Source organism: Tannerella sp., from assembly GCF_030528505.1.
In the GTDB taxonomy this organism is placed as follows: domain Bacteria; phylum Bacteroidota; class Bacteroidia; order Bacteroidales; family Tannerellaceae; genus Tannerella.
Genome location: NZ_JAUMYS010000005.1, coordinates 50,709 through 67,274, shown reverse-complemented (window position 1 = coordinate 67,274; position 16,566 = coordinate 50,709). Strand labels below are relative to the sequence as shown.

The 16,566-nt window shown below is 48.5% G+C and carries 11 protein-coding genes; 6 read left to right on the top strand and 5 right to left on the bottom strand.

The features are described from left to right. The first annotated feature begins 160 nt into the window (after positions 1-160). From Q4A89_RS01625 to Q4A89_RS01615, 3 genes are all read left to right on the top strand, one after another. Positions 161-829 carry a hypothetical protein gene (locus Q4A89_RS01625; RefSeq protein WP_303183235.1) on the top strand — a complete coding sequence of 223 codons (669 nt, stop codon included), beginning with the start codon at positions 161-163 and terminating at the stop codon, positions 827-829. A 135-nt stretch (positions 830-964) separates the two neighbouring features. Then, on the top strand, positions 965-3,337 hold the full coding sequence (locus tag Q4A89_RS01620) for a TonB-dependent receptor (protein WP_303183233.1): 2,373 nt from the start codon (positions 965-967) through the stop codon (positions 3,335-3,337). Between the two features lie 6 nt (positions 3,338-3,343). Further along, positions 3,344-4,189: a DUF4249 domain-containing protein gene (locus tag Q4A89_RS01615; RefSeq protein WP_303183232.1), complete on the top strand. Its 846-nt coding sequence runs from the start codon at positions 3,344-3,346 to the stop codon at positions 4,187-4,189. 24 nt (positions 4,190-4,213) lie between these two features. Here the strand turns inward: Q4A89_RS01615 and Q4A89_RS01610 are convergent, their stop codons facing one another. Beyond that, complete coding sequence (locus Q4A89_RS01610) at positions 4,214-6,190, bottom strand: ABC-F family ATP-binding cassette domain-containing protein (RefSeq protein WP_303183230.1); 1,977 nt, start codon at positions 6,188-6,190, stop codon at positions 4,214-4,216. Positions 6,191-6,308: 118 nt separating this feature from the next. Beyond that, positions 6,309-7,046 carry a 1-acyl-sn-glycerol-3-phosphate acyltransferase gene (locus tag Q4A89_RS01605; protein WP_303183229.1) on the bottom strand — a complete coding sequence of 246 codons (738 nt, stop codon included), beginning with the start codon at positions 7,044-7,046 and terminating at the stop codon, positions 6,309-6,311. A gap of 143 nt (positions 7,047-7,189) precedes the next feature. Here Q4A89_RS01605 and Q4A89_RS01600 point away from each other — a divergent pair, with 143 nt between their 5' ends. Continuing rightward, on the top strand, positions 7,190-7,369 hold the full coding sequence (locus tag Q4A89_RS01600) for a hypothetical protein (protein WP_303183228.1): 180 nt from the start codon (positions 7,190-7,192) through the stop codon (positions 7,367-7,369). A gap of 71 nt (positions 7,370-7,440) precedes the next feature. Here the strand turns inward: Q4A89_RS01600 and Q4A89_RS01595 are convergent, their stop codons facing one another. Continuing rightward, positions 7,441-10,425 carry a glycoside hydrolase family 3 N-terminal domain-containing protein gene (locus Q4A89_RS01595; RefSeq protein ID WP_303183226.1) on the bottom strand — a complete coding sequence of 995 codons (2,985 nt, stop codon included), beginning with the start codon at positions 10,423-10,425 and terminating at the stop codon, positions 7,441-7,443. Positions 10,426-10,681: 256 nt separating this feature from the next. On the opposite strand from Q4A89_RS01595, the gene rplS reads away from it, so the two are divergent. Continuing rightward, positions 10,682-11,038, top strand: coding sequence for a 50S ribosomal protein L19 (rplS, locus tag Q4A89_RS01590; protein ID WP_303183224.1), 357 nt, complete (start codon positions 10,682-10,684; stop codon positions 11,036-11,038). Between the two features lie 344 nt (positions 11,039-11,382). After that, the gene (locus Q4A89_RS01585; RefSeq protein ID WP_303183222.1) at positions 11,383-13,776 is read left to right on the top strand and encodes an ABC transporter permease; all 2,394 of its coding nucleotides are present in this window, start codon (positions 11,383-11,385) and stop codon (positions 13,774-13,776) included. A 130-nt stretch (positions 13,777-13,906) separates the two neighbouring features. On the opposite strand, the gene dnaA is transcribed toward Q4A89_RS01585, so the two are convergent. Then, positions 13,907-15,310, bottom strand: a complete 1,404-nt coding sequence (dnaA, locus tag Q4A89_RS01580; protein WP_303183221.1) for a chromosomal replication initiator protein DnaA — start codon at positions 15,308-15,310, stop codon at positions 13,907-13,909. 364 nt (positions 15,311-15,674) lie between these two features. Next, positions 15,675-16,559, bottom strand: a complete 885-nt coding sequence (locus Q4A89_RS01575; protein ID WP_303183220.1) for an MlaD family protein — start codon at positions 16,557-16,559, stop codon at positions 15,675-15,677. Positions 16,560-16,566: the final 7 nt, after the last annotated feature.

Below are 16,566 nucleotides of genomic sequence, written 5' to 3'. Positions count from 1 at the left end.
GGAAACCTCAGTTTCTGCTACGGAAACCTCAGTTTCCGCGACTGCGAGCTTTGTTAAAATTCCCGAACGACAACGTTCCAAGGCTTTGTACAGGCGCTCCGTAAGCGAATCTTGTATTTTTATTGATTAGATTAAAGTTTCACTTAAAACGTATTTTGATATGGGAAAACATTATATTCCCGTAGCCGTTGCCGCCTTTAACGACTGGCAGGAACAGGCTATCAAAAAAGTCAAAGAGAATCAGGTTCCGTGGGGGATTCCGGGCGAAGCCCTTAATCTCATTGTGGTACTGCACGAAGAATGGAATGCTTTTTATCCGAGCTATGCCGATAAGAAGCTGCGTTCGTCATACATTGTCGAGCAGAAGAACGTGCTGATGGAACGATATACCTCGCAGATGCGAAACTTCTTCGCGGAGTATATTCTGAACAACAGCAAAATCAGCGACGCCGAACGCGTATCGCTGGGATTGTCTTCGCGCGACAAGACGCCGACATCGGTGGTAGTGCCTACGACCCAACCTGTTGCCAAGATTGATTTCTCGGTACGTTTGCAGCATCGCGTGTCGTTCGTCGACAGCGCCACCCCGACAAGCCGGGCCAAGCCCCAAGGGGTGTACGGATGCCAGATTTGGATCAAAATAGGCGGTGACGCGCCTGTATCGGAAGATGAACTGAAGTTCATGGGAACGGATACGGCCACGCCGCACCTGATCAAATACAATGGCTCCGACGCCGGCAAGATTGTCTATTACTGGCTGCGATGGGTAAACAAGCGAGGAGAAACAGGGCCATGGAGCGTACCTGTAAGCGCCACGATCGTCGGGTGACGATTGAACAGACCGTGAACGACGGCTGACGGAGGGAACGCCGAAGCGCCGCTCGTGAACGATATTTAAAAAAGAAAATCCCGGAAGTCGCTGTCCGGGATTTTTCTATCTTTGCCGAAATTTATTTCGACAAGAATGCAAAGAATAATCTTCATGATCCTGCTGGCTGCTTTGAGCTTGGCGCTTCAGGCACAGCAGAAATACACGCTTAGCGGCACGGTTTCCGACGCCGCCAGCGGAGAAAGCCTCCCGGGAGTGAATTTCGTCATCGGCGACGGGCAAACGGGAACGAGTACTAACGAATACGGATTCTTTTCCATCACTCTGCCCGAGGGCACCTACACCGTCTCTGTAATTTATCTGGGCTATGAAACGATTACCGAGACGATTGAATTGAATAAAAACATTCGTAAAGACTACCGACTCTCGGACGAAAGCATTCAACTCTCGGCCGTCGAGATCGTAGCCAACCGGACGGATAAAGCCGAGATTCGCAGCCCGCAGATGAGTCTCGTCTCGCTGCCGCTGCCGACGGTCAAAAAGCTGCCCGTGCTGATCGGCGAGGTCGATGTCCTGAAAACGTTGCAATACCTGCCGGGCGTAAGCAACGCCGGCGAAACGTCGTCGGGCTTTAACGTCAGAGGCGGAGCGGCAGACCAGAACCTGATCCTACTCGACGAAGCGGCCGTCTTTAACGCCTCGCATCTGTTCGGCTTTCTGAGCGTCTTCAACGCCGACGCCATTCGCGATATGAAACTCTACAAAGGCAGTATCCCGGCACGCTACGGCGGACGCATCTCGTCCGTCCTCGACATTTATCAGAAGGACGGCAACCAAAACCGGTTCGGCGCCACGGGCGGTATCGGGCTGCTCTCGTCGCGGCTGTTGGCCGAAGGCCCCGTGACGAAGGGAAAAGGGTCTTTCCTCATAGGCGGACGCGCCTCATACGCGCACCTCTTTCTGAAACTGAGGAACAACAAAAACTCCGCTTACTTCTACGACCTCAATACGAAGCTGAGCTACCGCCTGAACGACCGCAACCGGCTTTATTTGTCGGGATACTTCGGGCGCGATATGTTCGATCTGAACGGCTTCCTCACCAACGTCTACGGAAACGCCCTCTTCAACCTGCGTTGGAACCATCTTTTCAACGACCGGCTCTTTTCCAATCTCTCGCTTATCTACAGCGATTACTATTACGGATTCAAGCTCGCGCCTGTCGAGTTTCAGTGGGATTCGGGCATCAAGAACGTAAACGTGAAATACGATTTCAAACATTACTTATCCGATAAGATCAACCTTTCGTACGGTTTGCAAGGGCTTTACTACGCCTTTAACCCCGGTAAGCTCTATCCTACGGGACCCGGCTCGGCCATCCGAGAGAAACTCCTGCCTCATAAATACGCGTTGGAGAGCGGGATATACGTCGACGCGGAACATACGTTGACAAAAGCGCTCACCGTTTCGTACGGACTGCGCTTCAGTTCCTTTCTCCACTTAGGCGAACAGGATATCAACGTGTACGCCAACGATCAGGCGGTGCTTTTCGATCAATATACGCTAACTTACCGCATGGCTACGCCTACCGGAAAGAAACATTACGGCAAAGGAGAAGTGATTGACCCTTTCTTCAACCTCGAACCGCGTTTGGCGCTCTCGTATGCCTTTAACGACCATCATTCTCTCAAAGCCAGCTATACGCGCACGGCGCAGTACCTCCATCTGATTTCCAATACTTCTTCTCCTACTCCGCTCGATGTGTGGGCGCCAAGCAACCGCTTCATGCTCCCGCAAAAGGCCAACCAATATGCCGTCGGGATAGCCTCGAATCTGGCCAACGATGCTTACAGCCTCGAAGTCGAAGCCTATTATAAGGATGTGGAAAACCGTCTCGAATACATCGACGGGGCAGATCTTGTGGCGAACGAAGCGATCGAGCGGGTTGTATTGCCCGCCCACAGCCGCGCCTACGGATTAGAAATTTTGCTGCGGAAAAACAAAGGCAAGCTGACCGGATGGATCGGCTATACCCTCTCCAAATCGGAACAGAGAACGCCGGGACGCACACCCGAAGAGATCGGTATCAACTACGGCGACTGGTACAGTACGCCTTACGATAAACCGCACGATCTCTCCGTTACCGCCATGTACGCCCTCACGCCGCAATGGTCGTTCGGCGGAGTGTTCAGCCTGCAAAGCGGACTGCCTGCCAACTTCCCCGTAGGACAGTACCAATATTTCGACATGACGATCCCGAACTACAGCAAACGGAACGAATACCGGTTGCCCACGTACCACCGTCTCGACCTCTCGGTTGTTTATACCCCGCGTCACAAGCCGAACAAACGCTGGAAAAGCGAATGGGTATTGGGCGTCTACAATGTCTACAACCGGAAGAACGCCAATTCGATCTTCTTCCGCCGGAACGAAGAGACGCGGCGCAACGAGGCCGTGAAACTCTCCATCTTCGGCATCATTCCAAGCATTACGTATAATTTTACATTCTGAACGAAAATGAAAGCATTTCTTTCTTTTGTCTTACTCCTCGCTCTTTGCACCGGCTGCGAAGAAGTGATAGACCTGAAACTCGACTCCCAACAGCAACAGCTCGTCGTAGACGCCGCGCTCGACTGGGAAAAAGGGCAACCGGGCAATGCGCAAACAATACGCCTCTCTTACACGGCCGACTACTACACGAACCGGGAACCGAAAAAAGCGACCGGCGCCACAGTATTCGTTACCGCCGCCGAAAACGAAACGTATACCTTCACCGAGCAGACCGAAGGCGAGTACGTATGCAACGATTTCAAGCCCGAGCTCGACAAGAATTACCGGCTCACGATCGATTATAACGGCAAACGCTATACTGCGGAAGACCACATGCGCGAAGTACCGGAGCTTACCGAAAGCAACATCACCCAACGCAGCGACGGAGGCTTCACCAAAGATCAAATCGCGCTCCGCCTCACGTTCCCGACCCAAACCGACGGCGACAACCACTTTATGATCAAAGTGGCATACATGAAAGAGAATGACAGGAAATCGCGTGTCTACGCCGTAGACGACAAGTTTTACAGCGACGGCAAAATATCGCTGTCCTTCACCGGTTCCAACATCGGCGGAAAGTTCGTCAGGGGCGATGAAGTGGAGTTCACCCTCTACCGCGTCTCGAAGCCATACCGGCTATTCATGGATCTGCTTACCGCCAACTCGCTCGACAATGCCCAACGAGGACGCCCCATGTTTACGTATCCTTCGCGCGTTTACGGCAACGTGGTCTACGAACCGGACCCGAAACAGAACCCGTTCGGCGCCTTTCGCGTAACGCAGTACGCGAAGATGATCTACGTCGTGAAGTAACGCGGCGATCAACGCCCGTACGCGTTACGACTCGGAGACTTCCGCCAGCGCCTCGGAAGCCTCCGTCCAGCGGTCCATCGCTTCCGAAAGCGCCGTTTTCAGCCTTCCGTGCTCGGTGTAGAGCGCAGTTTCCGCCGCTCCTTCGGGGGTGGCCATGCGTGCTTCGAGCGTGGCGATCTCCTCTTCTAACGTCATAATCTCCTGTTCGGCATCGGCTACCGCCTTTTCCAATTTACGCAAACGCCGCGCCCGCTCCTTCTGCTCTTCGTACGAGCGCGCGGCCTGCGGCTTTGCGTCGGGCGCTTTTCCGGCCGCGCCGGCCGGCTGCGAAGGCGAGACCTCCCCCACGGACACCGACGACTGCGTTTTGCGCTCCAACTCCTGCAACGTCTCCAGCTTGCGACGCTCCAAAAATTCGTAGATACCGCCCAGATGTTCTCGCACGCGCTTGTTCCCGAACTCATAGACCTTATCTACGAGCCCGTCCAGAAACTCCCGGTCGTGCGACACGACGATCAGCGTGCCGTCAAATTCACGCAACGCTTCCTTCAGAACATCCTTCGAGCGCATGTCGAGGTGGTTCGTCGGCTCGTCGAGAATCAGTAAATTGACCGGTTCGAGCAGCAGGCGGATCATGGCCAGCCGGCTGCGCTCGCCGCCCGAGAGTACGCCCACTTTCTTGTCCGACGCTTCGCCGCCGAACATGAACGCGCCCAATATGTCGCGTATCTTCGTGCGGATATCGCCCTGCGCCACGTAATCGATCGTCTCGAAAACGGTTTTGCTCTCGTCGAGCAACTGCGCCTGATTCTGCGCGAAATATCCCGTACGGACGTTGTGCCCGAGCTGTAGCGTACCTCCATAGTCGGTGATCTCGCCCATGATGCACTTCACGAGCGTCGATTTTCCCTCGCCGTTCTTGCCTACAAACGCCACCTTGTCGCCGCGATGAATCGTAAACGTGGCGTCGGCAAACACCAGATGATCGCCGTAGCGCTTGCTCAGGTTCTCTACCGTCACCGGATACGAGCCGGAGCGTGGCGCGGGAGGGAATTTAAGATGCAGCATCGCATGGTCTTCCTCGTCCACCTCGATGCGCTCTACCTTGGCAAGCTGCTTGATGCGCGACTGCACCTGTACGGCCTTCGTCGCCTTATAACGGAACCGCTCGATAAAGGCTTCCGTATCGGCCAGCATCTTCTGCTGGTTCTCGTAAGCGCGCTGCTGCTGCTCGCGGCGCTCGCGACGCAGCACGACATACTCGTCGTACTTCACCTTATAATCATAGATATGCCCCAATTCGATTTCGAGTGTGCGGTGCGTCGTGTTGTTGATGAACGCGCGGTCGTGCGACACGAGAATCACGGCGTTGGCCGACGTAGCCATGAATGACTCCAGCCATTGAATCGATTCGATGTCGAGATGGTTCGTTGGCTCGTCGAGCAGCAGTACGTCGGGGCGTCGCAAGAGTAGCTTGGCGAGTTCGATACGCATGCGCCACCCGCCGCTGAACTCCGCCGTCGGACGCTCGAGGTCCTCGCGCGTAAAGCCCAGCCCGAACAACGTACGCTCCAGCTCGGCATGATAATTCGCGCCCCCCATCATCTGAAACTGTTCGGTGAGCCACGTCATCCGGTCGATCAGTTTCTGAAACGCTTCCGACTCATAGTCCATACGCTGCGACAGTTCAAGGTTTATGCGTTTAATCTCCGCATCCGTTGCGTGGATATGCGCGAAAGCCTGTTCCGTCTCTTCACGCACCGAACGCGTGTCTGACAGCTGCATTTGCTGCGGCAGATAGCCGACCGTCGTCTCGCGCGGGATACTCACCGTACCGCGTGTAGGTTGCTGCATGCCGGCGAGAATCTTCAGCAACGTCGACTTCCCCGCCCCGTTCTTTCCCACCAGCGCAATGCGGTCTTTGCGGTTGACGACAAACGACAAGCCGTCCAACAGCGTGAAACCGCCGAACTCGACGGTCAGTCCTTCGATTGATATCATCTTTCTTCTTTTTTTCCGACCGGCAAAGGTAGCGCTTTTTTGCCTTTTTCCGTTTATCCGAACCTCGGAGCGCGAAGTGGCAGGCACTCCATTTTATCAGGCACAACCGGCCGCTAAACTACCTGAACTCCTCCCAAAGAGCAGATATGATGATTTGTTTGGTAGTATCGGCCAATTGCTGTAAGTGAGAGGTATCGGCCGGTTGTTCAGTGTCGTAAATCGGCGGATGAATCACCATCTCCATGCGATGAGGCCGCACACGCCACGATCCGATCGGTAACACATGATAAGGGCCGTTCAGTGTAATGGGAACAATCGGCAGATGGAGGTCTAACGCTATCTGAAAAGCGCCTTTCTTAAAACGTCCGACTTTTCCCGTTTCCGATCGCGATCCTTCCGGAAAGACAGTCAATGACGCTCCGTTTTTAAGCTTCTCTTCGGCTTCGGCGATACTGCGTCGCGCTGCTTTCGGCGAAGAATTGTCGACAAAAATAAATCCTGCCGCACGACAGGCATATCCCACGAAAGGAATTTTAGCCAGCCCCTGCTTCATCATCCATTTCATGGGGACACCGAGAAAACCGTATATCAGAAAAATGTCGAATGCCCCCTGATGATTGGCCACAAATACATACGACTGCCCCTTACGCAGGTGTTCGCGTCCGCGTACTTTGACCGGACACATGGCCAGCCAGCACGTCACCTTCGACCAAAACATCCCCGGATAGAACGAAAAAAATTTTTCTCCTCCCAGCAGGCAGCCTACCGTAACGATCAGGGCGGTCAGAATGGTATGCACCACAAAAACAGGGGCTGCGATCAACCAGAAATAAACGGTATAAAGTATTCTCAACATCTGTTTGTCTTTTTTCAAGGGCAAATATAAAAGGTTATTTGATTCATTTCATCATTTTTTTGCCGAAATATTTTTCGAATCGAAGAATTATTCCTTTATTTGTGCTTAAAATTAGCATGTAATAATAATTAAAATATCAAACCATGAGTGCATTAAAGTATTTAGGAGTTCTTGTTCTCCTGATTGGAGTGGTCATATTGGCAATCCCTGCAATAAGCGGAAGCGCAGGTAGTAATGTCATGCTTGTTTTAGGTCTTGTGCTCGTTCTTTTAGGATATGTTGGTCATATTTTCCTGAATAAGAACAGCAAAAGAATTGAATAAGAGCTACACGTCAACAGGAAAAGAAAAGGGGCTGTCCGATCGAGTCGAAGACTTTGCGGACAGCCCCTTTTTTATTTCTTTATCGCGCGATAAATCGCGTCCTGAATGCGTGTGCGGATTTCGAGCGATGACAGTTTCCCGTTAGCGCGTGTGGGATGCACCCGGTTGCTCAAAAAGATATAAATCAATTCGTTCTCGGGGTCTACCCAGAAGGCCGTTCCGGTATATCCGGTGTGTCCGTAAACCGAAGCAGGCGCCAATAGCCCACAAGGCGATGCGTCCGGATTGCCGGTATCGGGCTTGTCGAATCCCAACCCGCGACGGCAAGTGGGACTTTTGCTTTGCGTAAAGAGTTTGCACGTCTCGGCAGAAAGATACGATTCGCCGCCATACGTACCTTTATTTAAATACAATTGCAACAGCTTGGCCAGATCGCCCGCATTGGAGAACAGGCCGGCATTTCCCGAAACGCCACCCTGAAAGGCTGCCGCCTCGTCATGTACGTAACCACGCAGCAACTGCCGACGTATAAACTCATCGTTCTCGGTCGGGACAATCACCATCGTATCCATTTTATGCAGGGGGTTGTAAGTCGTTGTGCGTGCTCCCAGCCGATCGAAAAAATGAGCCTGCAAGAGCTTGTCCATCGGTTGCCCGGTTTGTTGCTCAACCATCATCTTCAGCAGAATAAAGTTTATGCAACTGTATTTGTATTTCCCGCGCTCACCGAGCTTCGAGTCTTTAATCTTTTGCATGATGACGTCCTTGAACGAATCATGTACATAGATATGCTTCGCAGCTTCGGCGGTGAAGCCCGGCTTTTTCGTCTCCGATATGAGATGAGGGAAGAACTTGAAGTCGTTGCGAGCATAAGTCTGCGCATCCAGACGTACGGGATGTGTAGCGCTTTGGGTACGGCTGTACAGCTTGCCGGTATAACTTTTTTCATCGATGGCATCCATGTAAAAAGGAATGGACGGTACGATGCCGGACTGATGATACAACAGCTCTTCAACCGTCAGATGCACTTTGTTGCTTTCTCGCAAGGACGGGATATAGGAAGAAACAGGGTTGTTCAACGTGATCAACCGGTCGTCGTAAGTTTTCATCACGGCCAACAGGGTGCCGGTTGCTTTTGAAACCGATGCGAGATCATACACCGAGCGGCTCGTTACTTTCTGCTTCCGTTGGTAGTCATAATATCCGAACGATTTGTCGTATACAATTGTTCCGTTCTTGGCTACCAGTACTTGGCATCCCGGATAGGCCTCTTTACTCAATCCTTCCTTTACAATGGCATCGATTTCTGCCAGACGGGCGGCATCCATCCCCACCTCTTCGGGAAGATGATACCCCAAACGTGTCTTTTCCGTAAAGATACCCGTTCCCGCATAAAACATACCGGGGATGGTGACAGCCAGTTTGCCCTTCGTCGGAATACCTCCGAACACCGCTTGCGCTGCATAGTTCTGTGCGAACGGAGTCCCTTCATACGCCATGACTACAGCCTTAGCATGCTTGATAGAGACTTTATACTCTTTGCAAAAATAAGGCAGGGTAAAGAAGACATATACCCAGTCTTTTCGTGCGGCGAGTTTGGCTAATGCCGGATGCTCGTTGATTCGTACCGTATAGACACCACAAATAATCACATCATATTTTTCTAAATCACGAACAATGGTCTCGATTTCGGCTTCCTTCGTCGAAAGCGTGATTCTGTAATGGTCAATGGCATCGTATTTACCCAGTGTCGATTGAAACTCTTCGTCATATAAATCGCCGATGGAAAGCAAAGCAATCTTTTTCTTTTCAAGTTGTTTCAGAGGCAGATAGTCCGATTCGTTTTTTAATAACGTAATCGATTCTTCGTTCAACTTGGCAGCGAGCCAAGTGGCATAGGCAGAGTTTAGCCGTTCGGACAGACCTGCGATTTTAATCGGACGATAATTGTTCAATCCGGCAATGTATTTGTACGACAAAATCTTTTTACACTTCGAAGCGATATCATTTTTGCTAAGTGTTCCGTCGGTAATCGCTGCTTTTACGGCTTCTATTTCTTTGGCCAGTTTGTTCGGGGCGAGAGCAATATCGTTACCGGCCTTTAATGCCAGAACCGAAGGGCTGTCCTGCTTGTTGCGCTCGGCGCCTTTCATGGCCAAAGCATCCGTAAAGCAAAGTCCCTGAAAGCCGTCTTTCTTCTGCAGCAACTCCGTAACGACTGCATCCGACATCGAAGCCGCCCGTTTCTGCTTTTTGTCGAGTGCCGGCACATACAGATGAGCCGTCATCATACCTGCAAATCCGGCCTTGATATAATGACGGAAAGGAGACAGCTCAATGCTGTCCATCTCTTTCATCGAACGGCGTAAAACGGGTAAAGTATGATGCGAATCGTCCGAGGTATCACCGTGTCCCGGAAAATGTTTCGCAACGGAGAAGATGCCTGTGCTTTCAAGTCCGCGCGCATACGCTACGCCTTTTTCCGCCACAGCATCGGGATCTTCGCCGAACGAGCGGAGACCGATGACGGGATTGTCCGTATTGCTGTTCACGTCGATGGTCGGTGCGAAGTTGATATGGATGCCCATCTCTCGGCATTGTCGTCCGACTTCGGCGCCGTAAGCTTCAATCAGACGGATGTCTTCAATGGCCCCTAACATCATGTTTTTGGGAAACCGCGTCGTTTCGCTCAGGCGCATCGATAAGCCCCACTCCCCGTCGAGAGCGATAAACAGCGGTACGCGCGCAACTTTTTGCAGTCGATTCGTCACTTCGGCCTGTGTCAACGGATTTCCTTTGTGAAAAAGTACGCCGCCCACTTTTTGATTCGTGATGTAACCTTCGATCTTTCGCATGTTGGCCGCATCCGACTTAGGCTCGGCTATGACCATAAATAATTGTCCTATTCGTTCATCTTCCGTCATTGTGCGGTATACCGAATCGACCCAGTGATTCATCTTCGCTTTATCCGCTTTCCGAAATAAGGCAGGCTCTACTTGCGACGTCATATTCAACCCAAGCAGGCAAAACAGCAAAATACAATTGATCTTATTCATGCGTTACGTTTTTATATCCCGCAAAAATACACGCCGGGGGACAAAAAACAAGAATAATTCGTTTGCTTTTTATCAACAAGCGATGATACAAGCGCCTTTTCTTGCTCGAACAGACATAAAAACACACCTTGAAAATGCGTGTATATCTGTTTTTTTTATATCTTTGCAGCCGCTTTACGTAATCGCTGTCGGGAAAGAGTGAGACCCGTTATGTTGCGTTTTGTTCGAATTATAAACATATAAAGAGCTATAAACAATGGATTTAATTAAAGTTGCAGAGGAAGCATTTGCTACGAAAAAAGAACATCCCGCATTTAAAAGCGGCGATACGATTACAGTTTCGTATCGAATCAAAGAAGGAAACAAAGAGCGTATTCAGCAGTACCGGGGCGTAGTAATTCGCATTTCGGGGCAGGGTGACAAAAAGCGTTTCACGGTTCGGAAAATGTCGGAAAATGTCGGAGTAGAAAGAATCTTCCCGATCGAATCTCCTTTTATTGAAAGCATTGTGCTTAACAAAGTCGGTAAAGTTCGTCGTTCCAAATTGTATTATTTGCGCAAGCTTACCGGAAAGAAAGCACGTATCAAAGAAAAAAGAGTTACTACGGTTTAATCGACTTCGTAACAAAATTAAAAGAAGGCCGTCTCGAATCTATAACGAGGCGGCCTTTTCGTTATATTAACCTGAAAGTCATTTTTCTATACCCCCAAGCAGCATGTTGTTTTTTATATATTCCTTAAGTCGGTTTCAGTCAAAGCACCTAATTGAAGCTAAAAAGTTTTTCGAGACATTGGTACAAAAGACTAAAAAGTGTCCAAAAATTAGACGGCTGTGTCTAATTTTTGGACACTTTAAAGCAAGTAAAATCTTCACAACGATTTGATTTATTGAGAATTTAGCATATTGGCATCATTTTTGAAAGAATATAATCGGAAGAATCTAAAAAACGAAAGAAGATGTTATTAAGACGATTGAAAAAAAGTAAATCATTGCGATTAGTCAACTTGTTGGGGTTATCAGTTATTTTTGCATGTCTGTTGCTTTCGTATGCCTATATCCGCAAAGAAACAAGCTATGACCAGTTTCACCGACATGCCGAGCAGATCGTCCGGTTATCTTTTCAAACAGAAAACGAACCGACCGATGTGCGTATCTACGGATTCGGACCATCCGATGCGGCATTAGCAGGCATCACAGGAATAGAAGCCGTCGTCAGGATGCATAAAGCCGAGAGCGGAGAGTTAAGACACGAAGGAAAAAATTATCTGACGGATCATTTCTATTTTGTAAGTAAAAATTTCTTTGAGGTGTTTGATTTTAGCCTTTTGGACGGTGATCCGCATACCGTCCTGAACGCTCCGGAGAAAGCCGTAATCAGCCGCAGTTATGCAAATCGACTGTTTGGCGACACTTCCCCCATAGGGAAAGAGTTGGAGCTTGTTAACGGACGTAAATTTCCCGACCGTAAAGTGTTTATCAGCGGCGTTTTTGAAGATTTTCCGGAAACGTCTCACTTCCATACGGATTTACTTGTCCATTTACCGGACGATGCCACGAGCATGTTTTCATATGTTTATCTGTTGCTCCATCCTCAGACTAATATAGCTGACTTGGAACAAGGCATTGCCGCCAATCTGGAAAAACTGAACAGTAATGCTCCGCGTAAGGTATCCCCTTTGCTGTTTCCGCTGACCGATATTCATTTGCATAGCCATTTTCAGCGTGAACACGAACCCAACAGTAACATCTATTATATTTATCTGATTGCCGGCGCCAACCTACTTCTGTTATTGATTGTTCTCTTCAACCTTTGGCTGAATGCCGGACTGATTTTTTCGTTCAACCGCCGATATTATCAGTTGTTACGGCTTAACGGAGCATCGTCGTGGCGCGTCTTTTGGGACGAATGCTTGCTGGCGCTCATTCTGGGAAGTACAGCGGTGCTTGCCGGGCTGCTTTCGGCACAATCGGTGATGCCCGGTTTATTTTCCGAAGCTGTTTCAAATACAAAGGCATTCATCTTGCTTTGTACTTTATTTCCGATCTTGGTGATGGTAACGTCGGTCATACCGGTTATCCGTCAGATGTCTTCTACGCGCTTTTTAAGTATGCAGTTCCATCCCTACGGTACAGAATTTGCACTGCCGAATATCAGGTATATGTTGATCGGGCAATATGCAATTGTTATGTTTGTAGTCATTGTGAGTGTATGCATTTCACGACAAATCGGGCTGATTCGTACCAGCCAGGTCGGAGGTAAAGAGCGCACTGTTTTGGTGATGAGAGAACAGCCGTCGAGCGTGATACGACGCTACGGATTGTTGAAAGCCGAACTGGCTAAGCATCCCGAGATTCATCGGGTTACCTCGGCTATGCAACTACCCGGTTCAGCCATTCGGGATGGCGTGTATGTACGTACCGACCAAGAGAGCGAAGAAGAAGGTCGACGACTCCCTGTACTCGTTGTCGGTGAAGATTTTGTTCCATTCTTCGGCATTCGTCTTTTATCAGGGACAGGTTTTAGCAAAGGATTGCATACCCTCGAAGAAGAAGAGCAAATGCTTTTTGACTCGATAGAAGGTAAACCTGCACTTGACCTGACAGAAGAGTACGTTATCAACCGAAAAGCAGCCGAAATACTCGGATTCAATACTCCCGACGAAGCAATCGGACAACGGCTCCATATTCGTCACGGGAAAGGAGGGATCGATTATATTAATAAAGGAACGATCGTCGGGGTAACGGAAAATTTCAACTATACGACGACTTACGACGATGCAATTCCTCAACTGCTACTGCAACGTGCCCTCTTTCAACATTGCCTGATGGTCTACCTCTCGCCCGATCATACCGAGGAAGCTCTCCGCACATTTAATCGTGTCTGGCAGCAAATCAATCCGGATTATCCGGCACACTACACTTTTCTGCATGATGTATACGACGGCATCTACTACAACGAATTGCATGCCGAACAACTGACCCATATCTTTTCTGCACTATGCTTGCTGGTGGCTACATTAGGCTTGATTATTGTAATGGCTTTCATCGTGAAACGGAAGACAAAAGAAATCGGTATCCGTAAAATAAATGGAGCACAGCCTTCGGACATTGTTCGTATGCTGAATTATCGTTTTGTACTTTGGATAGGATTAGCCTTTCTATTGGCTGTCCCGGGGGCCTATATGGTGATGATAAAATGGCTTGAGATATTCGCGTTCAAAACCGCTCTTGACTGGTGGATTTTCCTGTTGGCGGGATTATCTGTACTGCTGCTTTCGGTTGCAGCGGTCTCGTGGCAAAGTTGGCGTGCCGCTACGATCAATCCGGTTAAAACGCTGAAAAGCGAATAGGGACTTATTCAAAAGAATATAAAAACGTCCCGAAAAACTGACTGTCGGGTGGAACATGCAGTATATATGCGTTTTCACCCGACAGTCAAACGATATATTCTTTTATTTTAAGCTAATTACCACTTGGATGTTAGTTTCTTAAACAGCCTTCAATGGTTTCAACCGTCGAGCGGAAAGTTTTATTTATTTCCATCTGATCTTTGACCGTCTTACAAGCGTGCAAAACAGTGGCATGGTCTTTCCCTCCGACAATTTTACCGATATGCGAAAACGACGATTCGGTATATTTCTTGGCCAAATACATCGTGATTTGACGTGCCTGTACAATTTCTCTTTTCCGCGAAGGCGTCTGAATCAGTGCCTCTTCGAGGTTAAAATAATGACATACGGTTTCTTGGATTTTCTCGATGGAAAGCTGCTTCTCTTCGATCCTCACCGTCTGGGCAATCACCCGCTGAGCCATTGCCATGTCAATACTTTTATTATTTATCAACGAATGAGCCATCAAAGAGACTAAAACACCTTCCAGATCGCGAACATTATCCGTTACGTTGTCGGCGATATAGTTAAACACATCCTCGTTAATAACTAATCCTTCGTGAGCAATCTTATTACGTAGAATTTTTCTGCGTAATTCCGGGTCGGGACGTCCTAACTCGGCCGTGAGCCCCCATTTCAGACGGGTAATCAGTCGCTCTTCCATCCCCTGCATATCAACCGGAGCCTTGTCCGACGTCAATACCAATTGTTTACCCAGTTGGTGTAGGTTGTTGAATATGTGAAAGAAGGCTTGCTGTGTTTTGACGAGTCCCACGAGTTCGTGGATATCATCCAGAATCAACACATCCAGACTTTGGTAAAAATTCAGGAAGTCGTTCGACGTGTTTTTTCGTACGGCATCCGTATATTGTATCCGAAAGCGGTTAGCCGATACGTATAATACACGTTTCTCGGGATGTAGCTCCCGAATACGGACACCGATGGCATGACAGAGGTGAGTCTTCCCGACCCCTGACGGTCCATAGACAAATAACGGATTGAAAGTCGTTTTTCCCGGATCATTCGCAATCGCTTCGCCGGCTGTCCGTGCCAATTTGTTGCTGACTCCTTCGAAAAACGTCTCAAAAGTATATTTCCGGTTCAATTGTGAGTCCAGATCTTGCGGAGCTACCTGCGAAAAGGGTGTGAACGGGACTTTGTTCACATCGAGCGGCGTATTCCGTCGAGGAGCGGCAACGCCGTTTTCGGTGGGGTAATCTACTGTTCCCTCCGAAGAGCCTTGGTCAACCATTACGCGGTAATTCAAAATCGTTCCCTCGCCAAAAACACGGGGTATCGTCATCTTGAGTACACTGACGTAGTTTGCTTCCAGATACTCGTAAAAGAAAGGGCTGGGTACCTGAATCGTCACCTTACGATCTTCGTAAGACAAAGGGACAATAGGCAAAAACCATGTCTTATAAGCCGCTTCCGGTACGATATCCTTGATAATGGACAAGCATCTACTCCATAATAATTGACAGTCTGATTCCATATTTTAACAATATATAAATAATCTCACAATATTCAATTCGATTTTCGAGTTGTAAAGGTCGGCATTATTTTCAAAATAAAAAATGAGGTGTGTCCCGGTATAAGGAGCTTGATAGTCAATAGGGGATTGTATCATAGTTATTTGTGTATATTCTGCTGACTTCTTATGTTTTATGACTGCATCGAAAACATGACTTCTTGATAATACGGCTATTTTATACCGGCGTGTTCTTTTTTACACATTGCGTAAGTTTTTCTTTGTTTTCCGAAAAACTCGCCAATAAACCGTCGGCGGTGCTATTTTCAAAAAAACAAGAGCCTTTTTAAATATAGAATGGCTCTAAGTTTGTTTTGCTTTTAAGGAGCTAAAACAATGAAAAACGAACATACCGTTTCGGGTTCTGCTTCAAGTCAATAAGCAGATCGGAAGCGTTTATAACCGTCTTATTCAAATTGTTATATAGCAATGTATCGTTAAGTAAAAGCCCCAATGAGTTGTCTTTTGCATTTAATTTCGTGGTCGTTTGTCCCAAGTTGTCGATCGTTAAATTCAACAACTGAATACTGCCTTTTAAATTCAGATTTTTCATTTCCTCACTCAAGACTGCAAAATTATCGGTTGTCGTTTTTAAATTTGAGGCAATCACCGGCACATCATTACCGAGTAATTGATTTAATTGCCGTGACGAGACTTCAAGGCTGGCCGTTGTTTTTTCGATATGGTCTAATGACCGCGAGAGCGCCGGATGACTGACTAATAATTGCAAGCTATACAGAATCGAATCCAATTTGGGGAGCAGGTCGATAATTTGAGGAAGCATTTTCTCCTGTACCGATGTCATCATATCTTCAGGAGACCGCCCTTCGAGCGTATCACCGGATTTCAGGTATTCGTCTACATATTTATTCAAATGGATATGCAGCTCGCCTCCGCTCAGCAGTGTTTTTTCCAGAGAAATATAGCTTCCTTTGTTGATGCGCATACTTTCTTCCAAACTGATCTCAACCAGAATCTTTCCGGTTGTTGAATAGTCATAAGAAATACTTCGTACGAGTCCGACCTTAAAGCCTTCGACAAAAACAGGACTCGATATGGTTACGTCTTTGACATTCGAACAGGCGACGTAATAATGATTGGCCGGGCGAAAGAGGTTAATCCCTTTCAGATAATTCACACCGATATATAACAATACGAGGCTGATGATGGTTACGATACCGATTGTTACCTCTTTACTAAACTTCATCTTCATTTTCTTT

Coding starts and splice junctions, on each gene's coding strand:
- Q4A89_RS01625 (WP_303183235.1), top strand. CDS start 161: ATGGGAAAACATTATATTCCCGTAGCCGTTGCCGCCTTTAACGACTGG.
- Q4A89_RS01620 (WP_303183233.1), top strand. CDS start 965: ATGCAAAGAATAATCTTCATGATCCTGCTGGCTGCTTTGAGCTTGGCG.
- Q4A89_RS01615 (WP_303183232.1), top strand. CDS start 3,344: ATGAAAGCATTTCTTTCTTTTGTCTTACTCCTCGCTCTTTGCACCGGC.
- Q4A89_RS01610 (WP_303183230.1), bottom strand. CDS start 6,190: ATGATATCAATCGAAGGACTGACCGTCGAGTTCGGCGGTTTCACGCTG.
- Q4A89_RS01605 (WP_303183229.1), bottom strand. CDS start 7,046: ATGTTGAGAATACTTTATACCGTTTATTTCTGGTTGATCGCAGCCCCT.
- Q4A89_RS01600 (WP_303183228.1), top strand. CDS start 7,190: ATGAGTGCATTAAAGTATTTAGGAGTTCTTGTTCTCCTGATTGGAGTG.
- Q4A89_RS01595 (WP_303183226.1), bottom strand. CDS start 10,425: ATGAATAAGATCAATTGTATTTTGCTGTTTTGCCTGCTTGGGTTGAAT.
- rplS (WP_303183224.1), top strand. CDS start 10,682: ATGGATTTAATTAAAGTTGCAGAGGAAGCATTTGCTACGAAAAAAGAA.
- Q4A89_RS01585 (WP_303183222.1), top strand. CDS start 11,383: ATGTTATTAAGACGATTGAAAAAAAGTAAATCATTGCGATTAGTCAAC.
- dnaA (WP_303183221.1), bottom strand. CDS start 15,310: ATGGAATCAGACTGTCAATTATTATGGAGTAGATGCTTGTCCATTATC.
- Q4A89_RS01575 (WP_303183220.1), bottom strand. CDS start 16,559: ATGAAGATGAAGTTTAGTAAAGAGGTAACAATCGGTATCGTAACCATC.